At 33.0% G+C, this 20,583-nt stretch carries 24 protein-coding genes and 1 pseudogene; 19 read left to right on the top strand and 6 right to left on the bottom strand.

Annotation, left to right across the window (positions count from 1 at the left end; translation table 11 throughout):
- The first annotated feature begins 43 nt into the window (after nt 1-43).
- From ERL59_RS14025 to glsA, 6 genes are all read left to right on the top strand, one after another.
- Nucleotides 44-592 (top strand): RNA polymerase sigma factor, encoded by a 549-nt coding sequence (locus ERL59_RS14025; protein ID WP_328699953.1) that lies wholly within the window; start codon nt 44-46, stop codon nt 590-592.
- Nucleotides 589-1,032, top strand: coding sequence for a hypothetical protein (locus ERL59_RS14030; protein WP_160646851.1), 444 nt, complete (start codon nt 589-591; stop codon nt 1,030-1,032). The genes ERL59_RS14025 and ERL59_RS14030 overlap by 4 nt, the downstream gene beginning before the upstream one ends.
- Complete coding sequence (locus ERL59_RS14035; protein ID WP_160646852.1) at nt 1,025-2,098, top strand: hypothetical protein; 1,074 nt, start codon at nt 1,025-1,027, stop codon at nt 2,096-2,098. The genes ERL59_RS14030 and ERL59_RS14035 overlap by 8 nt, the downstream gene beginning before the upstream one ends.
- 21 nt (nt 2,099-2,119) lie before the next feature.
- The gene (locus ERL59_RS14040) at nt 2,120-2,827 is read left to right on the top strand and encodes a hypothetical protein (protein WP_160646853.1); all 708 of its coding nucleotides are present in this window, start codon (nt 2,120-2,122) and stop codon (nt 2,825-2,827) included.
- A gap of 134 nt (nt 2,828-2,961) precedes the next feature.
- A complete protein-coding gene (locus ERL59_RS14045; RefSeq protein WP_160646854.1) occupies nt 2,962-3,195 on the top strand; it encodes a hypothetical protein in 234 nt (77 codons plus the stop codon).
- A gap of 4 nt (nt 3,196-3,199) precedes the next feature.
- Nucleotides 3,200-4,123, top strand: coding sequence for a glutaminase A (glsA, locus tag ERL59_RS14050; RefSeq protein WP_160646855.1), 924 nt, complete (start codon nt 3,200-3,202; stop codon nt 4,121-4,123).
- A gap of 97 nt (nt 4,124-4,220) precedes the next feature.
- Here glsA and ERL59_RS14055 read toward each other — a convergent pair whose 3' ends face one another.
- The 3 genes from ERL59_RS14055 to ERL59_RS14065 all read right to left on the bottom strand — a co-directional run bounded on the left by ERL59_RS14055 (nt 4,221) and on the right by ERL59_RS14065 (nt 6,145).
- Nucleotides 4,221-5,024, bottom strand: a complete 804-nt coding sequence (locus ERL59_RS14055) for a Cof-type HAD-IIB family hydrolase (RefSeq protein ID WP_160646856.1) — start codon at nt 5,022-5,024, stop codon at nt 4,221-4,223.
- Between the two features lie 40 nt (nt 5,025-5,064).
- Nucleotides 5,065-5,271 carry a PLDc N-terminal domain-containing protein gene (locus ERL59_RS14060; protein ID WP_160646857.1) on the bottom strand — a complete coding sequence of 69 codons (207 nt, stop codon included), beginning with the start codon at nt 5,269-5,271 and terminating at the stop codon, nt 5,065-5,067.
- 202 nt (nt 5,272-5,473) lie between these two features.
- Nucleotides 5,474-6,145 carry a hypothetical protein gene (locus ERL59_RS14065; RefSeq protein WP_160646858.1) on the bottom strand — a complete coding sequence of 224 codons (672 nt, stop codon included), beginning with the start codon at nt 6,143-6,145 and terminating at the stop codon, nt 5,474-5,476.
- A 328-nt stretch (nt 6,146-6,473) separates the two neighbouring features.
- On the opposite strand from ERL59_RS14065, the gene coxB reads away from it, so the two are divergent.
- The 8 genes from coxB (at nt 6,474) to ERL59_RS14105 (ending at nt 14,218) form a co-directional block, all read left to right on the top strand.
- The gene (coxB, locus tag ERL59_RS14070) at nt 6,474-7,490 is read left to right on the top strand and encodes a cytochrome c oxidase subunit II (protein WP_160646859.1); all 1,017 of its coding nucleotides are present in this window, start codon (nt 6,474-6,476) and stop codon (nt 7,488-7,490) included.
- A gap of 75 nt (nt 7,491-7,565) precedes the next feature.
- Nucleotides 7,566-9,413 (top strand): cytochrome c oxidase subunit I, encoded by a 1,848-nt coding sequence (ctaD, locus tag ERL59_RS14075; RefSeq protein WP_160646969.1) that lies wholly within the window; start codon nt 7,566-7,568, stop codon nt 9,411-9,413.
- A gap of 2 nt (nt 9,414-9,415) precedes the next feature.
- Nucleotides 9,416-10,033 (top strand): cytochrome (ubi)quinol oxidase subunit III, encoded by a 618-nt coding sequence (locus ERL59_RS14080; RefSeq protein ID WP_160646860.1) that lies wholly within the window; start codon nt 9,416-9,418, stop codon nt 10,031-10,033.
- Between the two features lie 4 nt (nt 10,034-10,037).
- Entirely contained in the window at nt 10,038-10,358 is a 321-nt protein-coding gene (locus tag ERL59_RS14085; protein WP_160646861.1) for a cytochrome C oxidase subunit IV family protein, read from the top strand.
- Between the two features lie 133 nt (nt 10,359-10,491).
- The gene (ctaG, locus tag ERL59_RS14090) at nt 10,492-11,409 is read left to right on the top strand and encodes a cytochrome c oxidase assembly factor CtaG (RefSeq protein ID WP_160646862.1); all 918 of its coding nucleotides are present in this window, start codon (nt 10,492-10,494) and stop codon (nt 11,407-11,409) included.
- A gap of 193 nt (nt 11,410-11,602) precedes the next feature.
- Nucleotides 11,603-12,508, top strand: coding sequence for an ABC transporter ATP-binding protein (locus tag ERL59_RS14095; RefSeq protein ID WP_160646863.1), 906 nt, complete (start codon nt 11,603-11,605; stop codon nt 12,506-12,508).
- Complete coding sequence (locus tag ERL59_RS14100) at nt 12,501-13,811, top strand: ABC transporter permease (protein WP_160646864.1); 1,311 nt, start codon at nt 12,501-12,503, stop codon at nt 13,809-13,811. The genes ERL59_RS14095 and ERL59_RS14100 overlap by 8 nt, the downstream gene beginning before the upstream one ends.
- Nucleotides 13,812-13,993: 182 nt before the next feature.
- On the top strand, nt 13,994-14,218 hold the full coding sequence (locus ERL59_RS14105; protein ID WP_160646865.1) for an SHOCT domain-containing protein: 225 nt from the start codon (nt 13,994-13,996) through the stop codon (nt 14,216-14,218).
- 121 nt (nt 14,219-14,339) lie between these two features.
- Here the strand turns inward: ERL59_RS14105 and ERL59_RS14110 are convergent, their stop codons facing one another.
- From ERL59_RS14110 to ERL59_RS21120, 3 genes and pseudogenes are all read right to left on the bottom strand, one after another.
- Entirely contained in the window at nt 14,340-14,567 is a 228-nt protein-coding gene (locus tag ERL59_RS14110; protein ID WP_407925717.1) for a DUF1450 domain-containing protein, read from the bottom strand.
- A gap of 239 nt (nt 14,568-14,806) precedes the next feature.
- Nucleotides 14,807-14,941: pseudogene (locus ERL59_RS21620) on the bottom strand (four-helix bundle copper-binding protein); the annotation flags it as partial.
- A gap of 18 nt (nt 14,942-14,959) precedes the next feature.
- The gene (locus ERL59_RS21120) at nt 14,960-15,151 is read right to left on the bottom strand and encodes a hypothetical protein (protein ID WP_235929900.1); all 192 of its coding nucleotides are present in this window, start codon (nt 15,149-15,151) and stop codon (nt 14,960-14,962) included.
- 219 nt (nt 15,152-15,370) lie between these two features.
- Between ERL59_RS21120 and ERL59_RS14120 the strand changes: the two genes are divergently transcribed.
- From ERL59_RS14120 to ERL59_RS14140, 5 genes are read left to right on the top strand one after another with little or no spacing between them, the layout of a single operon-like run.
- Entirely contained in the window at nt 15,371-15,751 is a 381-nt protein-coding gene (locus ERL59_RS14120) for a GntR family transcriptional regulator (protein WP_328699955.1), read from the top strand.
- A 1-nt stretch (nt 15,752) separates the two neighbouring features.
- A complete protein-coding gene (locus ERL59_RS14125; protein ID WP_160646867.1) occupies nt 15,753-16,631 on the top strand; it encodes an ATP-binding cassette domain-containing protein in 879 nt (292 codons plus the stop codon).
- Nucleotides 16,624-17,307: a hypothetical protein gene (locus tag ERL59_RS14130; RefSeq protein WP_160646868.1), complete on the top strand. Its 684-nt coding sequence runs from the start codon at nt 16,624-16,626 to the stop codon at nt 17,305-17,307. The genes ERL59_RS14125 and ERL59_RS14130 overlap by 8 nt, the downstream gene beginning before the upstream one ends.
- 13 nt (nt 17,308-17,320) lie before the next feature.
- The gene (locus tag ERL59_RS14135; protein ID WP_160646869.1) at nt 17,321-18,115 is read left to right on the top strand and encodes an ABC transporter ATP-binding protein; all 795 of its coding nucleotides are present in this window, start codon (nt 17,321-17,323) and stop codon (nt 18,113-18,115) included.
- A 4-nt stretch (nt 18,116-18,119) separates the two neighbouring features.
- Nucleotides 18,120-20,525, top strand: a complete 2,406-nt coding sequence (locus ERL59_RS14140) for an ABC transporter permease (protein WP_160646870.1) — start codon at nt 18,120-18,122, stop codon at nt 20,523-20,525.
- Nucleotides 20,526-20,583: the final 58 nt, after the last annotated feature.

A 20,583-nucleotide genomic window follows, 5' to 3' on the forward strand; every position in this document is an offset into this window, starting at 1 on the left:
GGTTTTTTTATATGTAGACGTCTATTACAACAGAGAGGGGGGAGTGGACATTACAGATGAAGCTTTAATTGAAAAAGTGATAGCCGGCGATCAAGAAGTTTTTCGAAAGTTAATGGAAAAATACCAAACCTATATATTTCAAATCGTATATTCCATTCTCCGTCACCAAAAGGATGCGGAAGATGCTACACAAGAGGTATTTATACGTATTTTCCATGCTCTCCCTCAGTATAAAAATCAAGGATTTAAAACTTGGATGTCCCGTATTGCTGTGAATAAAGCGATTGATATGAAGCGTAAGACACAGAGAAGTAAAGAGGATTTAGTGGAGATAGATAAGGTTGAACATATAACACATGGAAACGTGACTGAAATGGAATCCATTCAAAGAGAAAGGGTGCTTTTAGTTAAAACAAGAATAAATGAAATACCTGAAAATTATAGAAATGTAGTATTTGCTTATTATATACAAGAAAAATCATATCGTGAGATTGCAAATGAACAGGGGATTGAAATTAAAAGTGTAGAATCAAAGTTATACCGAGCAAAAAAATGGATCCGAAAAAATTGGAAGGAGGAGGAATTTCAATGATTGATCATTTCAATAAGCAACAATGGTTGAATTATGTAACCGATCAAGTCTCTGATACGGATAGATTGGAGTATGAAGAGCATTTATATACTTGTGAACAGTGTTTATTAACTTATACGCAGTGTGTAGAGGAAATGACTTCTACCTTACCTGTCATAGAAAATGAGGAGGATATATCAAAACAGGTAATGAATTCAATTCAACCAAAGGAAACGAAGCAAAAATTAATTCATAAACCTCTCTTTCAATATGTGGTAGCAGCTAGTATTACCATGGTGCTCATGACATCAGGGGTATTCCAGCAAGTGGCTATGCAGCAGGATCAATTTGAACATGAAACTCAGGATAAACCCCCTGTTTCACAGGAGTTAACAAATAAAATCTCAGATTTTCTAAACGATTTACCAACAAATTTAAGAGGAGGTCAGAAAGATGAATAAAAATAAAGCATTAGCTTTTTTTCTCGGATTCATTCCTGGAGTAGGACATCTTTACTTAGATCGTAAGGCACGTGCCTTTTTATACAGCGCTGGCTTTTTTGGTCCTTTATTTTTAGGTTTTGCTTTAGGTTTTATTAGTGGATCAGAAGAATTTATGATTTTTGGCTTATTACTTGCTTTATTAGTAGGGGCTATCAATATGCTGGACATGATTTTCACCCTAATTTCCATGCCAAAATATGAACAACAGACGGTAGCTGCTGATCGAGATTATGGTTATGTTAAAACGAGTGCTAACCAGCAGAATGAAAGATTTTTTACTATTTTGCTTTCTTTTATTCCTGGTTTAGGTCACTTCCAATTAGGACTAACGAATAGAGGATTAACCTTGTTGGTTGGATTCTTTGGTCTCTTTACGATGATTGGATTTGTGAGTGTTATAGTAGATGATGCTTTTCTCGTTTTTTTAGCAGTCTTACCGATCATTTGGTTATATAGTTTATTTGATTGTATTCAACTACTTAATCGTAAACAAAAAGGAGAAGAATTAGTGGATACTTCTATATTTGAAGATCTAGAAAAGCATAGGGAATTAGGTAAAAAGAGCAAGGTATTAGCTACTTTATTGTCCATATTTCCTGGTGCAGGACATTTATATTTAGGCCTCCAAAAACGTGGGCTTCAGTTGATGGCTGGATTTTTATTTTCGCTTTATATATTGGATGTTTTAAGATTATCTCTGTTTTTATTTATTATTCCGCTCATATGGTTTTTCAGTTTCTTTGATGCATTGCAAAATGTATCTAAATATAACGAAGAGAAAAAATTAGAGGATTTTCCGATTATCGAATGGTTTATGCATCATCAGAAGTGGTTGGGTTATGGGTTAGTAGCACTTGGTTGTTACTATTTGTTTGATCAAGTCATTTTGGTTTATGTTGATTCACTTTTTCCAGACTATAGTATTCGATGGACATTTGATCGATATTTCCAGACTACATTGATCTCACTTCTCTTTATATTTGGGGGATTCAGATTATTGAAGGGAAGTAAAAACAAGAAGTAAAAAGTATGGAGGAGAAACAGGATGAAACAATGGCGTGTAGGTACCTTATCTATGGCATGTTCTTTAATATTATTAGGAATCGTTTTATTTTTATCACAGATTTGGGGTTATGAAACACTAGATATATTAATTACATGGTGGCCTCTGATTGCAGTGTTAATTGGTATTGAAATTTTATTCTATTCATTCATTTCAAAACAGGAAAATTCAGTGATAAAATACGATATATTTAGCATTTTAGTTGTCGGTTTTATAGGTTCATTATGTATTTTACTTTTCATATTTACCTCTACAGGGTTAATTCAAGAAGTACGTTATGTTATTAATGAAGTTGAAAGCAATCAAGAACTCCCGGCAATAAATCAAACTATACCAGAGGAAATAAATCGAATCATCGTACAGACAAATAATCAATATTATACAACCATTCAAGTTGACTCAACAAAGAAAAGGGAACTTCATCTATTTGGCAATGCATTTATTCGTTCTTTCGATGAAGGTTCAGAATTGAAATTAGAGGATTATTTTAGTCAAAACATCGTTGGAGATACGATGTATGTTACATTCAAAGATCTACCTAGAAAAAGTGGCTTAGCCAGTGAATATAAACATATGAATGTGACACTTGTTTTACCAGAGCAGTTAAAAGTTGAAATAGATAATAGATATACAGATTTTATTATGCTTACTGAGAGCAAAAATAAAAATTGGAATATAATTAAAAATTAATTTACTTATAATGAAAGATGAATAGGATGTATGTTCTTCATTTAGAATATACATCCTATTTTGTAGAGTAAAAAGCTTTGATTAGGGAGAAAATGAGGGATAATGATTAGATTTAGGAAGGGAACAAAGTTAACATGGATAAAAAAAAGATAGAAGAAAAAGTAACTGAGGTATTAACTGAAGGTGAATATCAAAGTGAAGATGTTGAGGATGCAGCTGTAGATCTTATTCATGCTAAGTATGAAATTCGAAAACAAACTGAAATAGATCCAATTGTTGAAGAAACAAAGAAAATCAGAAAAGTTGTGAAAAGTGATGATGAACTTTACAATGAATACATGTCTAGTATAGAAAAAGAAAATAAATAGGGTGATGAATGTGGACTATTCAATCTTAGAAACTCTAATCAAAGAAAGTAAAAACCATTGTAATGAAGGGAAAGTAGCTAGTTACATCCCGGAACTGTCTAAAGTACCCGGTGATTTATTAGGCATTACAGTTCATGAAGTTGGCAAGGAACCTGTATCGGCAGGAGAATGTATGCCTAAATTTACAATTCAGAGTATATCTAAAGTTTTTACATTATTATTAGCTTTAATGGATCGAGGAGAAAAACAGGTTTTTGATAAAGTAGGTATGGAACCGACGGGGGATATGTATAACTCATTAATGAAATTAGAAGTCGTAACTCCAGGTAAACCTTTTAATCCAATGATTAATACGGGAGCGATTACGGTTACATCTTTTATTGATGGTGATAATGTTAATCATCGCTTTGAACGGATATTATCTTTTATTCAAAGGATAAGTGGAGATCATTCTATTACATATAATGAGAAAGTATATCGTTCTGAGGATCAAACTGCACATCGGAATCGTGCGTTGGCTTATTTGTTAAAGGATAATCAAATTTTAGAAGGAAATGTAGAAGAACATTTAGAGGTATATTTTAAACAATGTTCCATTGAAACAAGTTGTACCAATTTAGCTCGAATGGGTATGATATTAGCCAACAATGGGAAAGACCCTGCAACATCTGAGCAGCTAATTCCTAAACGATATGTTCAAATTGCTAAAACATTTATGATAACTTGCGGTATGTATAATGCATCTGGTGAATTTGCCATTGAAGCTGGAATTCCTGCAAAAAGTGGTGTTTCTGGTGGAATCCTATCCGTTGCTCCAAATATGGGTATCGGGGTAATTGGCCCAGCATTAGATTATAAGGGAAATAGTATCGCTGGGATTAGATTATTAACTCGTTTATCACAAGAATGGAATTTAAGTATCTTCTAATTTTTTAACAAGTAACTATTATAAAGCATATAGTGGAAAAGGTTGTAGAGACAGGATCATATATAAAATAAAAATCTCACTATTAAAGTGAGATTTTTCAATAAGGATTTAAAATAAATTTGTCAATAACGTGTTTCACGCCATCATCATTATTACTAAGTGTGACATAATTAGCAAGTTCCTTCAGTGAGGGAACTGCATTATCCATTGCTACACCTAAGCCCGCTACCTCTAACATTTCGTGATCATTCCAGCTGTCTCCAATTGCAATAACTTCAGAAATATCACAACCATAATGCTGGGCTAAAAACTGTAATGCATGTCCTTTTGTAGCTTCTTTATGAACAATTTCTAAGAAGAATGGTTTTGATTTTGTAATATGAACTTGATCACCAATTCTTTGTTGTAAGTCGATTGCAATTTGATTAATAACCTCTGGCTGATTGACGATGAGGAGTTTTGTTAAAGGTTCAGTTACAAGAGTATGAAAATCAGCTTCAACCTTAAAAGGAACATTAGAAACCTCTGAATATTCTTTTACAATATCGTTTTCTTCTTTTACGTAAAGCTCATCACCATGATATACCTGTAGGTGATAATTGTTTTCTACAGCATATTTAAACACATAGTCACTAATTGCTTGAGGTACAGAACGTTCATAGATGATTTCTTCATCTAATAAATTTTTAACGAGTGAGCCTTGATATGTGATCAAAGGGACATTTAAATTTATTTGTTTAGCGATTTGTTTTGCTGATGCAAACATTCTTCCAGTGGCTAAAGTGATGACTACATTTTGCTCAATAGCTTTAACAAGCGCTTCTTTTGTAGGTTCTGTAACAATTCTATCATTATTTATTAACGTATCATCAACATCGATGGCTACCATTTTATATTTCATTTAAAGTTAATCTCTCCCTTCATGCATTTCTCTATTTTATTTAATCATTTCTAATAATTAAATAAACAATTAAACCTAAAATAGGAAAAAAGATGGTTCCAATCAATACAACGATTGCGTATTCTTTAGAATTTCCTTTTCTTCTGGCATCTCTATATGCCCAAACACTTGTAATGATATTTAGAAGCAATAAAATTAGCCCAAAAAGAAAAAATAACCCCATTATACCTGCTGCAAAAATTTCCATATTATTGGCCTCCTCAAAACAAATAGGTGATTTTTCTCCTATTCGTTGCATGAATAATTATAACACTATTTTAACCATAAAAGTGAAAGGTGATGATAATGATTGCGATTGAAAGATATTTTTCAAAAAAAAAGGACAAAGCTTTTATATAAAAAGCTTTGTCAGTAACATTACAAACAACTAAACTGCTTCTAATAATGGATTAATTTTGGGAGTGATTACTAAAATATACCTTTACGGATTCGTTAAATTCTTTTACATATGGTTTTAAAGAGTTTCCTCTCCAAGTTTTCTGAGCATATACATTTAATTGGTTTACAAATGCACGATTGGCTGACACATAAATTTCTTCAACTTTAGGATTTAACTTTTTCACTTCCATAACTACTTTTTGTTTTAATCTGCTTGAAATATTGTTTTCGTCTTTTAATGTGAAGTTAGAGTTTGTATCTGTGACTAAATTTTTAGGACTTGCATATGGACTACCTGTTTTTCCATTATATACTCCGTTTGATTCACCTGTATTGTCTTGTTCATGAATATTTCCTTTCCCGAAGGTTCCTGTTGCAGTATGGTCTAGAACGAGGGAAACATAAGCATTACGATTAGTGAGTATAACATATGAATGACTAACACCAGGAATGTCCATGATCTCTTTGGCTGTAAAAGGGCTAAAACGGATACTAGTATTTTCATGTGCATTTATGTTGTCTATTTGTTTTGCATTTATTTGATTCATTTTAACATTAGACATTTCATTCAGTGTTCTTTCATTTAAATTTTCTTCACTTTTCTCATATTCGTCTTTATAATTACATGATGTAAGTATAGCGATGATGATTAAAGCATAAATAAAGTAAGATAGTGTTTTCAATACAAACCCTCCAAACATAAAGTTTTGTAGTTATTTAAAAAGGTAGTTAAATTTAGGTTTGTACTTCTGAGTAAGAATTATACATATACGCATAATAAAAATAGGAATTGGAAATAAAGTCAATGAGAGTAAATTTGAATATAATCCATCATTTTTAAGAACAATTTGTGAACTTGCGTAGGATGATTGACAAATAAGTATAGTGAATTTATATTTAATAAAGTGATTAAGTTTATTGACAAGGAAAGCCATCCATGGTAAAACAAACTTTTCTTAGAAAGAGAAACCATGCGATCAATTTAAAACTTAGAAGCGGGGTAGATATTCAGTGAATCGGTGGCATTTATGGAAACGTATAATCCCCTTGTTAATGGTATTTTCTTTATTGTTAACAGGCTGTAGTTTAGTGGGACAAGGTTCCAATCCAATCGATCCAAAGGCATCGGTTGCAGAAGAGCAGTACGGACTTATTTTATTGTCCTTAGGGATTATGATTTTAGTGGTAATTGTAGTATTTGTTTTATATTTTTATGCAATTGTTCGTTATCGTCGCAAACCAGGTGATGATTCAATTCCTAAGCAAGTGGAAGGGAGTCATAAGTTAGAGATCATTTGGACAGTGATTCCTTTAATATTATTGCTTATTTTAGCTATTCCTTCAGTAGCAATAACTTTTTCTCAGGATGAGGATTATACAGAAGATCCAGAAGTCATTCAAGTAAAAGCGATAGGTCACCAGTTTTGGTGGGAATTTGAATATTCAGATTTAGAAATTTATACTGCACAAGATTTAGTACTTCCAGTTAATCAGAGAGTACAGTTTGAATTGACTGCTACAGATGTTAAACATTCTTTCTGGATACCAGGGATGGGTGGGAAAATGGATACAAACCCTGGAAATATCAATCTTTTATACTTAGACACTCCTGCTGAACCGGAAGTATTACTAGGAAAATGTGCCGAGTTTTGTGGAGCATCACATGCATTAATGGATTTTAAAGTAAGAGTTGTAAGTGAAGAAGAATATGATGCATGGGTAGCAAATATGCAAGCACCAACTGCAGCTGTAGATGCAGATGTTCAATCTGGTGAGGAATTATTTAAGCAAAATTGTATGTCATGTCATGCCATTGAATCAGGGTTCCCAGGTTTAGGTCCAAATCTAAAAGGATTTGCTGATCGTGAACTAGTTGGTAGTTACCTTGAGATGACGGATGAGAACATATTTAAATGGATTAAAAATCCACAGGAAGTTAAAGGTGGTTCTACGATGCCAGCGATACCTCTTGAGGATGATCAATTCCATGATATTGTAAAATATTTGAAGACACTTACGTTAGAGTAATCGAAACAATGAACTAACACAAAACGAGGAGGATTTTAAATAGTGGCGCACTCGGTTAAAAAGTATAGAGGATTGATGGATTGGATTACCACCGTTGATCATAAAAAAATTGGCATACTTTACTTCGCTGCGGGTGGCTTATTCTTTGTTATTGGTGGGATAGAAGCCCTTTTGATCAGACTTCAGTTAATGTTCCCTTTGGGAGCTGATGGTGAATCATGGTTATTATCTGGTCAAACCTATAATGAGATTATGACCATGCACGGAACAACCATGATTTTCTTAGCAGCAATGCCATTGATTTTTGGGTTAATGAATGCAGTAGTCCCGCTGCAGATTGGTGCAAGGGATGTTGCATTTCCTTTCTTAAACTCATTGGGTTTTTGGACCTTTTTCTTTGGAGGAGTATTATTAAATATTAGTTGGTTTACTGGTACGGTACCAGATATAGGATGGACAGCTTATGCACCATTATCAGGAACCGAATTTAGTGGAACGGGTTCAGATTATTATGCAATTGGATTACAAATTGCAGGAATTGGAACGTTAGTCGGTGGGATTAACTTTCTTGTAACGATTATTAATATGAGAGCACCAGGTATGACGTTTATGAGAATGCCGTTGTTTACTTGGACATCTTTCATTACATCAGGAATTATTCTTTTTGCTTTTCCAGCATTAGCCGTAGGATTAATATACATTTCTTTTGATAGATTGTTCGATGCAAACTTTTTTGTTACTGCAACTGGTGGTAACTCAGTATTATGGGAGCATATTTTCTGGATATTTGGACATCCAGAAGTATATATCTTAATTCTTCCTGCATTCGGAGCTATTTCAGAAGTTTTACCTACCTTTGCAAGAAAACGTTTGTTTGGATATAGCTCTATGGTATTTGCAACGGCACTAATCGGATTTTTAAGTTTTATGGTATGGGCTCATCATATGTTCACAACAGGTATGGGAGACATAGCAAATGCATTGTTTGGTGTTGCTACCATGTTGATAGCAATCCCAACAGGAATTAAAGTTTTTAACTGGTTATTTACGATTTGGGGAGGTAAAATTAGGTTTACCACTGCAATGTTATATGCTACATCATTTATTCCAACTTTTGTTATGGGTGGAGTAACTGGGGTAATGCTTGCTATACCTCCAGCTGATTTCCAGTTTCATGATAGTTACTTTGTAGTTGCGCATTTCCATTACGTTATTGTTGGTGGAATTGTATTAAGTTTATTAGCAGCTGTTTTCTACTGGTGGCCAAAAATGTTCGGTCGCATGTTAAATGAAACATTAGGTAAGTGGAGTTTTTGGTTATTCTTCTCTGGATTTCATTTAACCTTCTTTATCCAACATTTCTTAGGATTATGGGGAATGCCTAGACGTGTATTTACTTACTTGCCAAATCAAGGCTGGGATACAGCAAACTTTGTAAGTACGATTGGTGCGTTCTTCATGGCTGCTGGTGTTATCGTAATTTTAATAAACGTTATCATTTCGATTAAAGGACCAAAAGCTCCAGCTGATCCATGGGATGGTCGTACTTTGGAATGGTCAATTCCTTCACCTTCACCAGAATATAACTTTAAACAATTGCCTTTAGTTAGAGGTTTGGATGCATTCTGGTTGGAAAAAATGGATGGTAAAAAAGAAATGACACCTGCTGAACCATTGGGTCCTATACACATGCCATCACCATCTATTTTACCTTTCTTTATGTCATTAGGATTATTTATAGCAGGTTTTGGTTTTATGTATCGTGGTTATGAGTTTGACAGTGCATTAATAAACAGCTTATTTGGGAATGATATAATTGCGATCTTAGGTTTAGCCATCACATTTGTTTGTATGTTCTTAAGATCAGTTTACGATGATCACGGTTATCATATTGAAGTAGAAGAATTACAGAAGGAGGGTTAATCATGAGTCATGCGGAAGCTCACTTAGATAAACTGCCTCCTGAACCAGAAAAAGCGACATTAGAGGGCAGAAATAAGGTATTAGGCTTTTGGTTGTTTTTAGGCGGAGAAACTGTACTTTTTGGTACTTTGTTTGCCACTTTCTTAGCGTTAAGAGGCAGTGTTTTAGATGGACCTACAGGAACAGAATTATTTGATTTAAAATTAGTTGCAGCCGCAACCTTTATATTGTTAACAAGTAGTTTGACCAGTGTATTTGCTGTTCAAGCCATGCATCATAAGAATGTGAAAAACTTGATGATCTGGTTAGGTGTAACTGTATTATTAGGATTTGGATTTTTAGTCTTAGAAATTTATGAGTTTTATCATTACGTTCATGAAGGACATGGATTTACGACAAGTGCATTTAGTTCATCGTTTTATGCTTTAGTAGGGTTTCATGGAGCCCACGTAGCGTTGGGTGTGTTATGGATCGGACTTTTAATCATCCAACTAAAAGTAAAAGGTCTTAACACAACTACTGCTCCTAAAGTTTATGTAGCATCACTGTACTGGCATTTTATTGATGTGGTTTGGGTATTTATCTTTACCATTGTATATCTTATGGGAAAGGTAGGTTAATTATATGGAAGCAAATCAAGAACAGGTACAAGATAGAGTTAAACGAGGTACAATTCATGAGGGACCTAAGAATCATATTATTGCCTTTGTAATTTCAATCTTTCTGACTTTACTTGCATTTATGGCAGTGGCTAATACTGCATTAGATGCAACATTCATCAAAATATTTATCGTAATACTAGCCATCTTTCAAGCTGTAATTCAATTAGCATTTTGGATGCATATGAAAGACCGTGGTCATTTCTTTCAAATTTTGTTCTTAGCTACAGGGACATTTGTTGCAATAACCGCGTTTATTATGGCGATTTATTGGGTTTGGTGGTAAAAAGTTGACAAAAAGGAGCAAATTCTTTGATTTGCTCTTTTTTTCAAAGTAGTTTTATTAAAAATCTTATGGTCCTCACAAAAAATAAAGATAGAAATTTATTCATTTTTTGGGATCAAGGAAGGGATGCTTTATGTTTGGTTTAGTCGAGCAATTTGGTTTTAATGCGGTTTGGAGTCCACTGTTTCTTATGTTCACCTTGTTTATTGCAACTTTGTATTTATGGTTAGTGGGTCCTGGTAGAGATCGTTTTAAAGATTCGCAACCAGTAAAGTTAATCCAGAAAGTTTCATTTTTATTTGGTTTATTTCTTGTATATCTTTCACATGGAGGACCATTAGATTTATTAGCTCATTTAACATTTACAGGACATATGATTGGGATGTCCATTGTATACATTGTTGCACCACCATTTCTTATTTTAGGATTGCCTGTATGGTTTCTAAGAGCTTTTTTCAATTTGAAATGGATTAAAAAAGGCACTTTTTTACTTCATCCGATTTTTACGGTACTGTTTTTTAATGCGGCTTTTTCAATTTATCATATTCCGATGGTTCATGATTTTGTGATGGTCCATTATAATGTGCATACAGCTTATTACATTCTTCTATTTGTTGCTGCCATGATGATGTGGTGGCCGATTGTTTGTCCAGTCCCTGAAATGGATAAAATATGGGGTGTTAAAAAGATGGGGTATATCTTTTTAAATGGAGCTTTACTTACCCCAGCATGTGCACTTATAATATTTTCTCGTACACCGTTGTATGGTTCGTTTAATGATCCAACGATTTGGGCTCAAGCATTAGGTTATTGTTTCCCTGCCAGTTCAACAGAGATTTTGAACTTATTCTCAGGCCCACAAGCATTTGCTTTTACAAAACCTGCAGAGGATCAACAGTTGGGTGGCGTTATTATGAAATTAATTCAAGAATTTATGTATGGCGGATTTTTACTATATACGTTCCGTCAATGGTACGATAAAGAGAAAAAGAAAAATCCAGATAAAGAGTTTGAAGAACGTTTATTAAATAAACATGGTCAGCGTGTTTAATTTAAAGAAATTGAAAATCTATTGCAACCATCATTTGGTTTTACCGTAAAAACGATTAGGAGACTATCTCTTGATCGTTTTTTTGCTTAAGAAATCTCGACTAGCTTTTCGAGATTTCGTAGTTTTTGTTATAATTTTTCATATGTTAATATTAGATGGAATTAGGTTGTCACTATTAGAAAGGAGTTTTGTTATGACAACTTTAAAGTTGGATCAGGTAACGAAACAATTTGTAGATAAAACTGCGGTAGATCATATAGATTTATCGGTTTCAAAAGGAGAAATTTATGGTTTGTTAGGTGCCAATGGTGCTGGAAAAACAACAACGATGCGCATGGTACTGGGATTGATATACCCAGATGAAGGTCAAATATTATATAACGGAAAAGCTTTTACAGAAGAGCTAACTAGTAAACTAGGTTATTTGCCGGAAGAAAGAGGTTTATATCCTAAAGTAAAAGTCAGTGATCAGCTGTTGTATTTGGCTCAGTTGAGAGGTTACTCCAAAAAACAAGCAGATAAAAACTTAAAAGATTGGCTCGAGCGTTTTGATGTGTCTGAGTATTACAATAAAAAAGTAGAGGAGCTTTCTAAAGGAAACCAGCAGAAAATTCAATTCATTGCTTCTGTCATCCATGATCCAGAAATTTTAATATTAGATGAGGCATTTAGCGGTTTGGATCCTGTGAATGTTGAGCTTTTAAAAGGGGCGGTGAAGGACTTAAGAGATGGGGGTACGTGTATTCTATTTTCTACACATCGTATGGAACATGTAGAGGAATTATGTAGTAATATTTCAATATTAGATCGTTCTAAAACGGTACTAAAAGGAAACATTAAAAAAATTAAATCTACTTTTCCAAGGGAAAGAGTTATTCTAGGTGTTGAAAATGAGATATCAGGTTTTCAGTCCATAACAGGTGTAAAATCTGTTCATAAAAAGTCTTACGGTTACGAAATCAACATTTCTGAGGTGGAAGCAGCACAGGATATTTTAAAATTAGCTATGGATCAGAGCACCGTTTCCCGCTTTGAAGTTTTAGAGCCGACATTAAATGAAATTTTCATTAAAGTTGTTGGAGGTGAGGGAAGTGAATAAATTACTTACAGTAGCAGGGTTCACAATTCGAAATAAACTCAAAACAAAAGCATTTATTATTACAACGTTAATTATAGCTCTAATCTTGTGTATAGGTTTGAATATTCCTTACATAATCACTTTGTTTTCTTCTGATGAACCTACAAAAATCGGTTTTTTAGAGGATAATTCAGGAATAGCTGAGAGTGTTGACCAATATTTTCAAAAACAAGAAGATACAGATGTTGAGATTGTACTTTTTGGTGACAAAGATACGGTAAAAGAAAACGAACAAATGGCAATGAATAAGTTGGACGCTGGTGAAATAGAAGGATATCTTCAACTAAAAAACGAGGAAGTGGATGGTTTTCCAGTTGTAGTGTATACTTCCCAAACCTCTCTAAGATTTAATCTTCAAAATCAATTGCAAAATGTTTTTAAGTTATTGAAAACAGACATTGTGGCGAAAGAACTTGGTTTGTCTAGTGAAGAGCAAAATATCCTACTTTCCCCTGTTTCCTTTGAAAGTGTGGAATTATCAGATACGGATACTGCCCAAGGAGGAAAACAAATAGAGGAGAAGAATGAAACTGAAGAGGCTCTGTCCTTATTTATTTCCTATGCTGTAATTATCCTTCTTTTTATGGGAATCATGATTTCAGGTCAATTAATCGCAACTGAGATTACAACAGAAAAGAGCTCTCGAGTGATGGAAATTTTAGTGACCTCAGTTCCTTCCTTAACACAAATGTTTGGCAAAATTATTGGGATGTTTATCGTTAGTGTGAGTCAAATTTTAATATTCGTTGCTGTATTAGTAGTTAACATACTGTTGCCTCATAATGCAGAGGTGATGCAACAGATTAATTTAGATATGAGCAATGTAGACATGACAATGATTTTACCAATAATCATTTATTCAATTTTATTATACTTCATGGGTTTCTTGTTATATTCTACATTATTTGCAGCTATAGGCTCTATCGTAAGCCGAACAGAGGATTTAGGTCAAGCGATCATGCCGATGACATTTATTTCATTAGCTGGATTCTATATTGCTATCTTTAGCATCAGTATGCCTGATTCAGCACTAGTTGTTTGGTCTTCTTTTATTCCCTTTTTCACCCCGTTTGTGATGACACTACGTATTGGTCTTGGGGAACCTGCATTATGGGAAATTTGGTTATCCTTGGGTATTTTACTTGCCACGATTTTAGGTGGCGGTTGGTTATCTGCAAAAATATATCGAACAGGTGTATTGATGTATGGAAAGCGACCATCTATTAAAGAATTACGTAAAGCGATGAAGGCGTTTAAGGTTTAAATTTAAAGGTTAAATTAGAGTGTAATTATGATTAAAATTAAAATTAAAATAGAACCCATTAGGTCAGAAAATTCTTGATCTATTAGGGTTTTTATTTTATGTAATCGATTCACTTGAGCATTCTTCAAAGATTCTGCACAATTGACTGTTAAAATAAAAATAGAGAAAGGAGATGACTTTAAATGATGCATTGGTTTGATAATTGTGCAGGTTTTCAAGGAGGAGGGATAATGATGATAGGAATGTTCCTTTTTTGGGGAGTGCTAGTTTTATTAGGTGTCTTTTTATTGAAAAACTATATGAATGGAAATAAACGATCCACTCATCATATTGATATTTTAAAAGAACGATTAGCCAGAGGTGAGATAACGGTAGAAGAGTATGATCGATTGAAGGAAAAATTATGAATGGATACATGAAGGTTGTAATACAAGCATTTTAATGAAAATAACCCTACTCCTTTATAAAACAGAATAGGGTGTGATTATTACAAATAATAATGTCAGAAACTTTTGTTTTAATACGGTTTTATCGTTCGTTTAAATATTTATATATGTTCTCAACTAGATCATCGGGATCATTCCCTTTAATTATTTCTTTATTTACTAATGCATACAATGATTCAGCACATGTTGGGCAATTTTCTAAACAGTCATACAATTCAATATCTAAATTTTGATCTTTATTTAAGTAATCTAAAGTTTTTTGAGTACCATTCTCTAAATTTGTTTTACAAAACTCAATAACCGGTTTCAAAGTAATTCCACCACCTCTCATTGGTTATAAAAAGTTAATAAATATGTGACATCTGAGGCATTGTATATAAAAAAATCAAAAAGTTCTCATATTTATTATACTATACCCCTGCATAGTATATGTCAATTGAGAATATCCTAAAATTGTGAAAGTACTAATATTGTAATGTCATATTTTTTTTAGATTAAGGGTTAAAATTAAAGTCAGGCGAACCCAACTTTAATTTTAATATAATGTGTTTAATTAGCCATTTTTCTGCACTCAGCAGCACATTGTTGACATATTATTGCCCATTGTTGACAATGTGTATCTTGAAATTTAGCACAATGTTCTGCACAAGCAGTACAAATTTCAGAGCAAAGGCTGCACATTTGCTTAGCATGACTGCTCTATTACGAGCCATAAATTGTGAAAGCACAAATGTCAGCAAAATCTCGAAGCATTTTAATACAATGAATTCGATCCTGTACATCTGGTTCATGTAAACAAGAAGTCATACATTCTTCACAAGCTTGCATACATTGGTTGCATATGTCAATACAAGCTTGATTTTTCTCTGTAGGATTATAAATTACTGAATTCATATTATTCTCTCCTTTCTAATGTGATTATTTGTTTAAAAAATATATACATTTAAAAATTCACATCCCAATTATTTTTCTTTTAAAACTTCCTTTGATGAAATACTGGAAGTTTTTTTCTTTTCAAGAAAAATATACTTGACAAATATTTCTAAAGCATATATGGTTAATTACATAAGTAACTAACCAACTGAGTATTGCTTTGTGCTAGTTAGATTCGAGGTGATTATATTGAAGGCTAGCTTTGATGATAGGCAGCCGATTTTTTTACAAATAGCTGAGATGATCGAAGATGATATTATAAACCACACCTATGAGATAGATGATCAAGTCATGTCAACCACAGCTTTTGCAAAAACTTTTCAAATTAATCCTGCCACAGCAGTAAAAGGAATCAATTTGCTTGTAGAAGAAGGTATTTTGTTCAAAAGGAGAGGATTGGGTATGTTTGTTGCTGAAGGTGCGGTAGAGAAAATTTTAAAAAAAAGAAGAGATTCTTTCTATAGTCAATATGTACAGAAAATGTTAAATGAAGCTAAAAAAATAAATTTAACGACGGATGATGTGATTGAATTAATTAAAAATGGAAAGAGGAGTGAATAAAATGCAAGTCGTATTAGAAACCAAAAACTTACTCAAAAATTACGGTAGTACAGAAGCTTTAAAAAATATAAACATACAGCTTGAGGAGAATAGAATTTACGGTCTGTTGGGAAGGAATGGAGCAGGCAAAACAACTTTTTTAAATTTAATTAGCGGCAGCATTTTTCAAGATGAAGGGGATATTCAATTTTATGGAAATCAATTAAAAAGAGGGGAGACTCCTAAATCACTTTGTTACGTCAAGGAAAAAAACTTGTTCTTTGGCGGCGCAAAGGTCATTGATTTATTAGAATATGCAGCACCTTATTATGAAAATTGGGACTGGGATTTTGCCAATAAGTTATTAAAACTTTTTGAGCTTGATCCAAATAAAAAGTTTAGAAAACTTTCCCGAGGAATGGAATCATTAGTTGGGATTACCATCGGACTTGCGAGTAGAGCGCCTATTACTGCTTTTGATGAACCTGTATTAGGTTTGGATCCTTTAATGAGAGAGAAATTCTATAATATTCTTGTTGAGGATTTTGCAGAGCACCCTCGAACAATCTTTATGTCGACACATTTAATTGATGAAGTATCTAAAATCGTAGAAAAAATTTATATTATGGAATCTGGTTCGATTAAGCTATCAGATGATATGGAAAATATTAAGAATAAATCATATTTTATTTCAGGTAAAAATACTGAGGTAGAATCTTTTTTGCAAGACAAGAATATGATTCATAGAGAAACTCATGGAAGTATTGCTATCGCTGCTATCTTTGATACTTTGACAATTGAAGAAAAAGAAAAGGCAGCTGCAATGGAACTTACAGTGGATAATATGCCATTGCAAAAATTTTTCTCGTATTATGCTATAGGAGGAGATGGAAATGAATAGATCTTTAAGTATTGTTAAAGCAAATTCAAATATATTAAAATTCTCATTTTTTGTGTTTATTCTTGCAGTAGCCTTACAGGGAGTTTTAGATACTGTTTTTAATATGAGCGGGATCAATGATACGATTGGAATTTCTGTTGCCAACGTAATAACTGTATTTCTTTTAGTAGTTCCTCTTATACTTCCATTATATTTTTTTAGACGTTTACTAAGTCTTGGAGCATCAAGAAAGGATTATATGAATGGCATTATATGGACATATGTCTTTTACAGTATTATATTTTCTTTGTTTAATATGATTTGGTATTTTTTTGAAAGCAATTATTTAAACGCTAGTGTTAGAGAATATTTTAATATTATGGCCATTTTTAACTGGGATAGAAGTGGTGTAGTAGGAATGTTCTTATATCAGTTTTTTTCATATTTACTTGTGATTTCTTTCATCAATTTATTAGTTACCTGTTATAAACATGTATTAGGGATCGGATTATATATAGTTTTATCTATTGTTATACCAGTTAGTATGGCCATAGGTACATTGAGAGAAGGAGTAGGGATCGGATTATCATATTTGCTTTATAATCCTTCTATAGTAATGCAAATCGTGTTTTCCTCCATTGTTACAATCATTTTATTTTATTTCAGCTGGTGGTTCATAAAAAGAAGAGAAGTGTAAAGATGGTGAAATGATGTTAACTGCGAATGTAAATAAAAAGAATTGTAATACAAACAAAGAAATACTATTGCAAGCTGTCCGAATTTCAAAAGTGTATGGTAGTGGAAGTGAGACCTTCCATGCAGTTAAAAACATAGATTTAGAAATTTACAAAGGTGATTTTACGGTGATTATGGGAAGTTCAGGCTCCGGTAAATCAACCCTATTATATATGTTAAGCGGCTTGGATAATCTAACTCATGGTGAAATTTATTTTAAAGATAGAAGAATTGACTTATTTTCAGAAGAAGATATGGCAAGGTTCAGATCACATAAAATCGGCTATGTTTATCAGTCTATTAATTTAGTGCCTGACCTTACTTTGTTTGAAAATATTACTTTCCCAGGGTATGTAGCGGGCAACAATAAATCAGCAGTAAGAAAAAAGGCATTATCACTGATGAAATTAATGAATATCGAAAAGCTAAACCAAAGATTACCATCTCAGGTTTCTGGTGGTCAACAGCAAAGAGCAGCCATTGCTCGATCATTAATTAGTACACCGGAGGTTATTTTTGCAGATGAACCGACGGGTGCTTTAAATTTTGAACAAGGCAATAATATACTGGATATTTTAACAAATGTAAATCAATATGGACAATCCGTAGTGATGGTAACACATGATTTAAAAGCAGCATGTAGGGCTGATAGACTTATTCTTATTAAGGATGGAATGGTAGAAGGAATTTTAGAGTTAAGTAAATATAAACCTGAAGATTTGAAAGAGAGAGAAAAGAGAATTTATTCATTCATTTCGGGAAAGGAGTAATAGAATGTATTCTGTATGGTTGTTGTGTTTTTCCAGCTTGAGAAGGAAGAAAATTCAAAATGGGATGATTGCAATCATTATTATGTTGTCTACTTTACTCCTTTCAACAGCAGTTTTGGTTATGAATAATACAGATGAAGTTTTTTCTAGTATGCATAATAAGGTAAACGGATCTCATCAAATCCTATATTTTGAAGATGGGTTATACAATCCTTATCCTATCTATCGTTGGTGGCAAGAACAAGAAGGAGTGAACACATCTGAGTTAATGAAATACCGAAGTCTATCATGGTTTACACATGGAGACAAGGAAATTTCTAATATTAGTTTGTACATGATGAATACTCCGCCAGTTCCATCTTCAGTTGACAAGTTGATGATTGCAAGTGGTATGAAATCTAACATACCTAGTGAAGGAACAATTTGGATTCCAACATCGTTGGCTTATTCAAAGGATATTTCCATTGGAGACCCAATGGGCTTTAAAACGGAAACCGGAGTACTATTTTTAAAGGTGTCAGCTATTGTGGCAGACATTCCATTTAGCCAGCCCTTTACAATCACTGCAAGAATATGGATGAACCCATTGGACTATAGTCAATATATGGCTAACATGCAGGGAACAGATAAATTTATGATGGGTTTACGTTACGAAAATATAAATAATCAAAGTTTTCATTGGAATCAATTTGAACAAGCCCTTGGTAGTCCTTTTTTAGAAACGTCACAGGATTTTGAGAGTATTTCTTCTTTCTATTTAATTATAAATCAATTGATCAGTTTTATTATGATTTTTCTTGCAGTTGTCATGATTCTGGCAGCTCTATATACGATAGGATACACGATATCTGATACCATATTATCCAATGTAAAAACAATTGGAATTATCAAATCTATGGGTATATCATCTGATCACTTGGTCCGTGTTTATGTAATTCAGTATGCTCTGTTATCAGCTATTTCCGTCCTTCCTGGCATTATTTTTAGTTTTTATTTTTCAAAAGTGATTATTAGAATGTCCCTTTCCTACTTGGAAACAAAAGATGCTTTATTAAACCTAAATTTCTCTAAAGATGCTTTTTTTATTGGAGTTATGATCATTTCAATCGTTACTTTGGTCTCTCTGTTATTTGCAATTAAAGCAAAATCAATTCAACCTGCACAAGCCATTAGATATGGCATGACTGAAAAAGAAAACATGAAAAAATCTAAAAGACTAAATGCTTCAAAAAATAGAATGATTGGGTTTGGGCTATTACCAGTGACAATTGACATTGGAATAAGAAGGATATTGCAAAATATTCGTGGATCAATACTCATGATTATGATTTCTGCATTGACCACGTCTGTTCTCGTTTTCGGATGTGTTTTTTTATTCAGTATTGTATCCATTCATAAGACGATTCCTCTTTGGGGTTATGACAATTCTGATATAAACGTTGAAATTCTTGATACATCAGTTGTATCAGTAAGTACTTTAAAACAAGATCTTGTAAATGATAACAGAATTAAAAATGTGAATAATATTGGTAATCTGTACGGAATCATTTCAGAAACTGAACACATAAATAGTAGTGGCAAGGATACAGGAGTCTATATTATGACAACTGATGGAAAATTTGATGACATTGGATTTGAAAACATCCTCGGTGAAAACCCTAAAGATGAACATGAAATTTCTATTGGTGTTAATGTATCTAAAAAGTTAAATAAAAGCGTGGGGGATACAATTGACGTTTACATTCAAAATACGAAAGGTACATATACCATTACTGGGGTTTATCAAGCAATTGCAAACTTGTCTAACTCAGCAAGAATGACTTCAGATGCTGTAAACAAGCTTAATCTTAAAGGAGAAATAGAGAATCCATTGTTTTTATTCAACGTACTTCAAGGAGTTTCACAAGATCTAGTAGTAAATGAACTAACAAGGAAGTACGGAGATCACATTTTTATTGCAACTCAGGATACATTAATTAATGAAACCTTTTCACAAGCTGTGTCCATATTAATTTTGCCCGTATCTGTTATGGGTTTATTATTTCTGATTATTGCTTTCATCATTACCTATAATATTAACAGTATGAACATTAAAAAAGAAAGTAGAGTATACGGAATATATAAATCTATTGGAATGACTTCAAGACAAATAAGATATTCCATTACAACAGGATCATTGTTTCTTTCAACAGCAGGTGTAATTATTGGTATTCCAATTGGTCTTTACATTTTACCCATTTTGTTAAATATCATTTTAGCTGACTATGGTATAGTGGAAATGCCTTTAATTATTGATTGGTATCCAATTGTAGCGGTCGTACCGTTTGCAGTCATTTCAGTTGGATTAGGGACATGGTTTGCTTCAAAGTTAATAATAAAAACTTCACCTAAAAGTCTTATTGTAGAATAGTATAAATTATTTAAAAAAAAAATCGTAAGTTATCCTCGATTGATTGAGGAGACTTACG

Source organism: Chengkuizengella marina, from assembly GCF_009910845.1.
Lineage (GTDB): Bacteria > Bacillota > Bacilli > Paenibacillales > KCTC-33759 > Chengkuizengella > Chengkuizengella marina.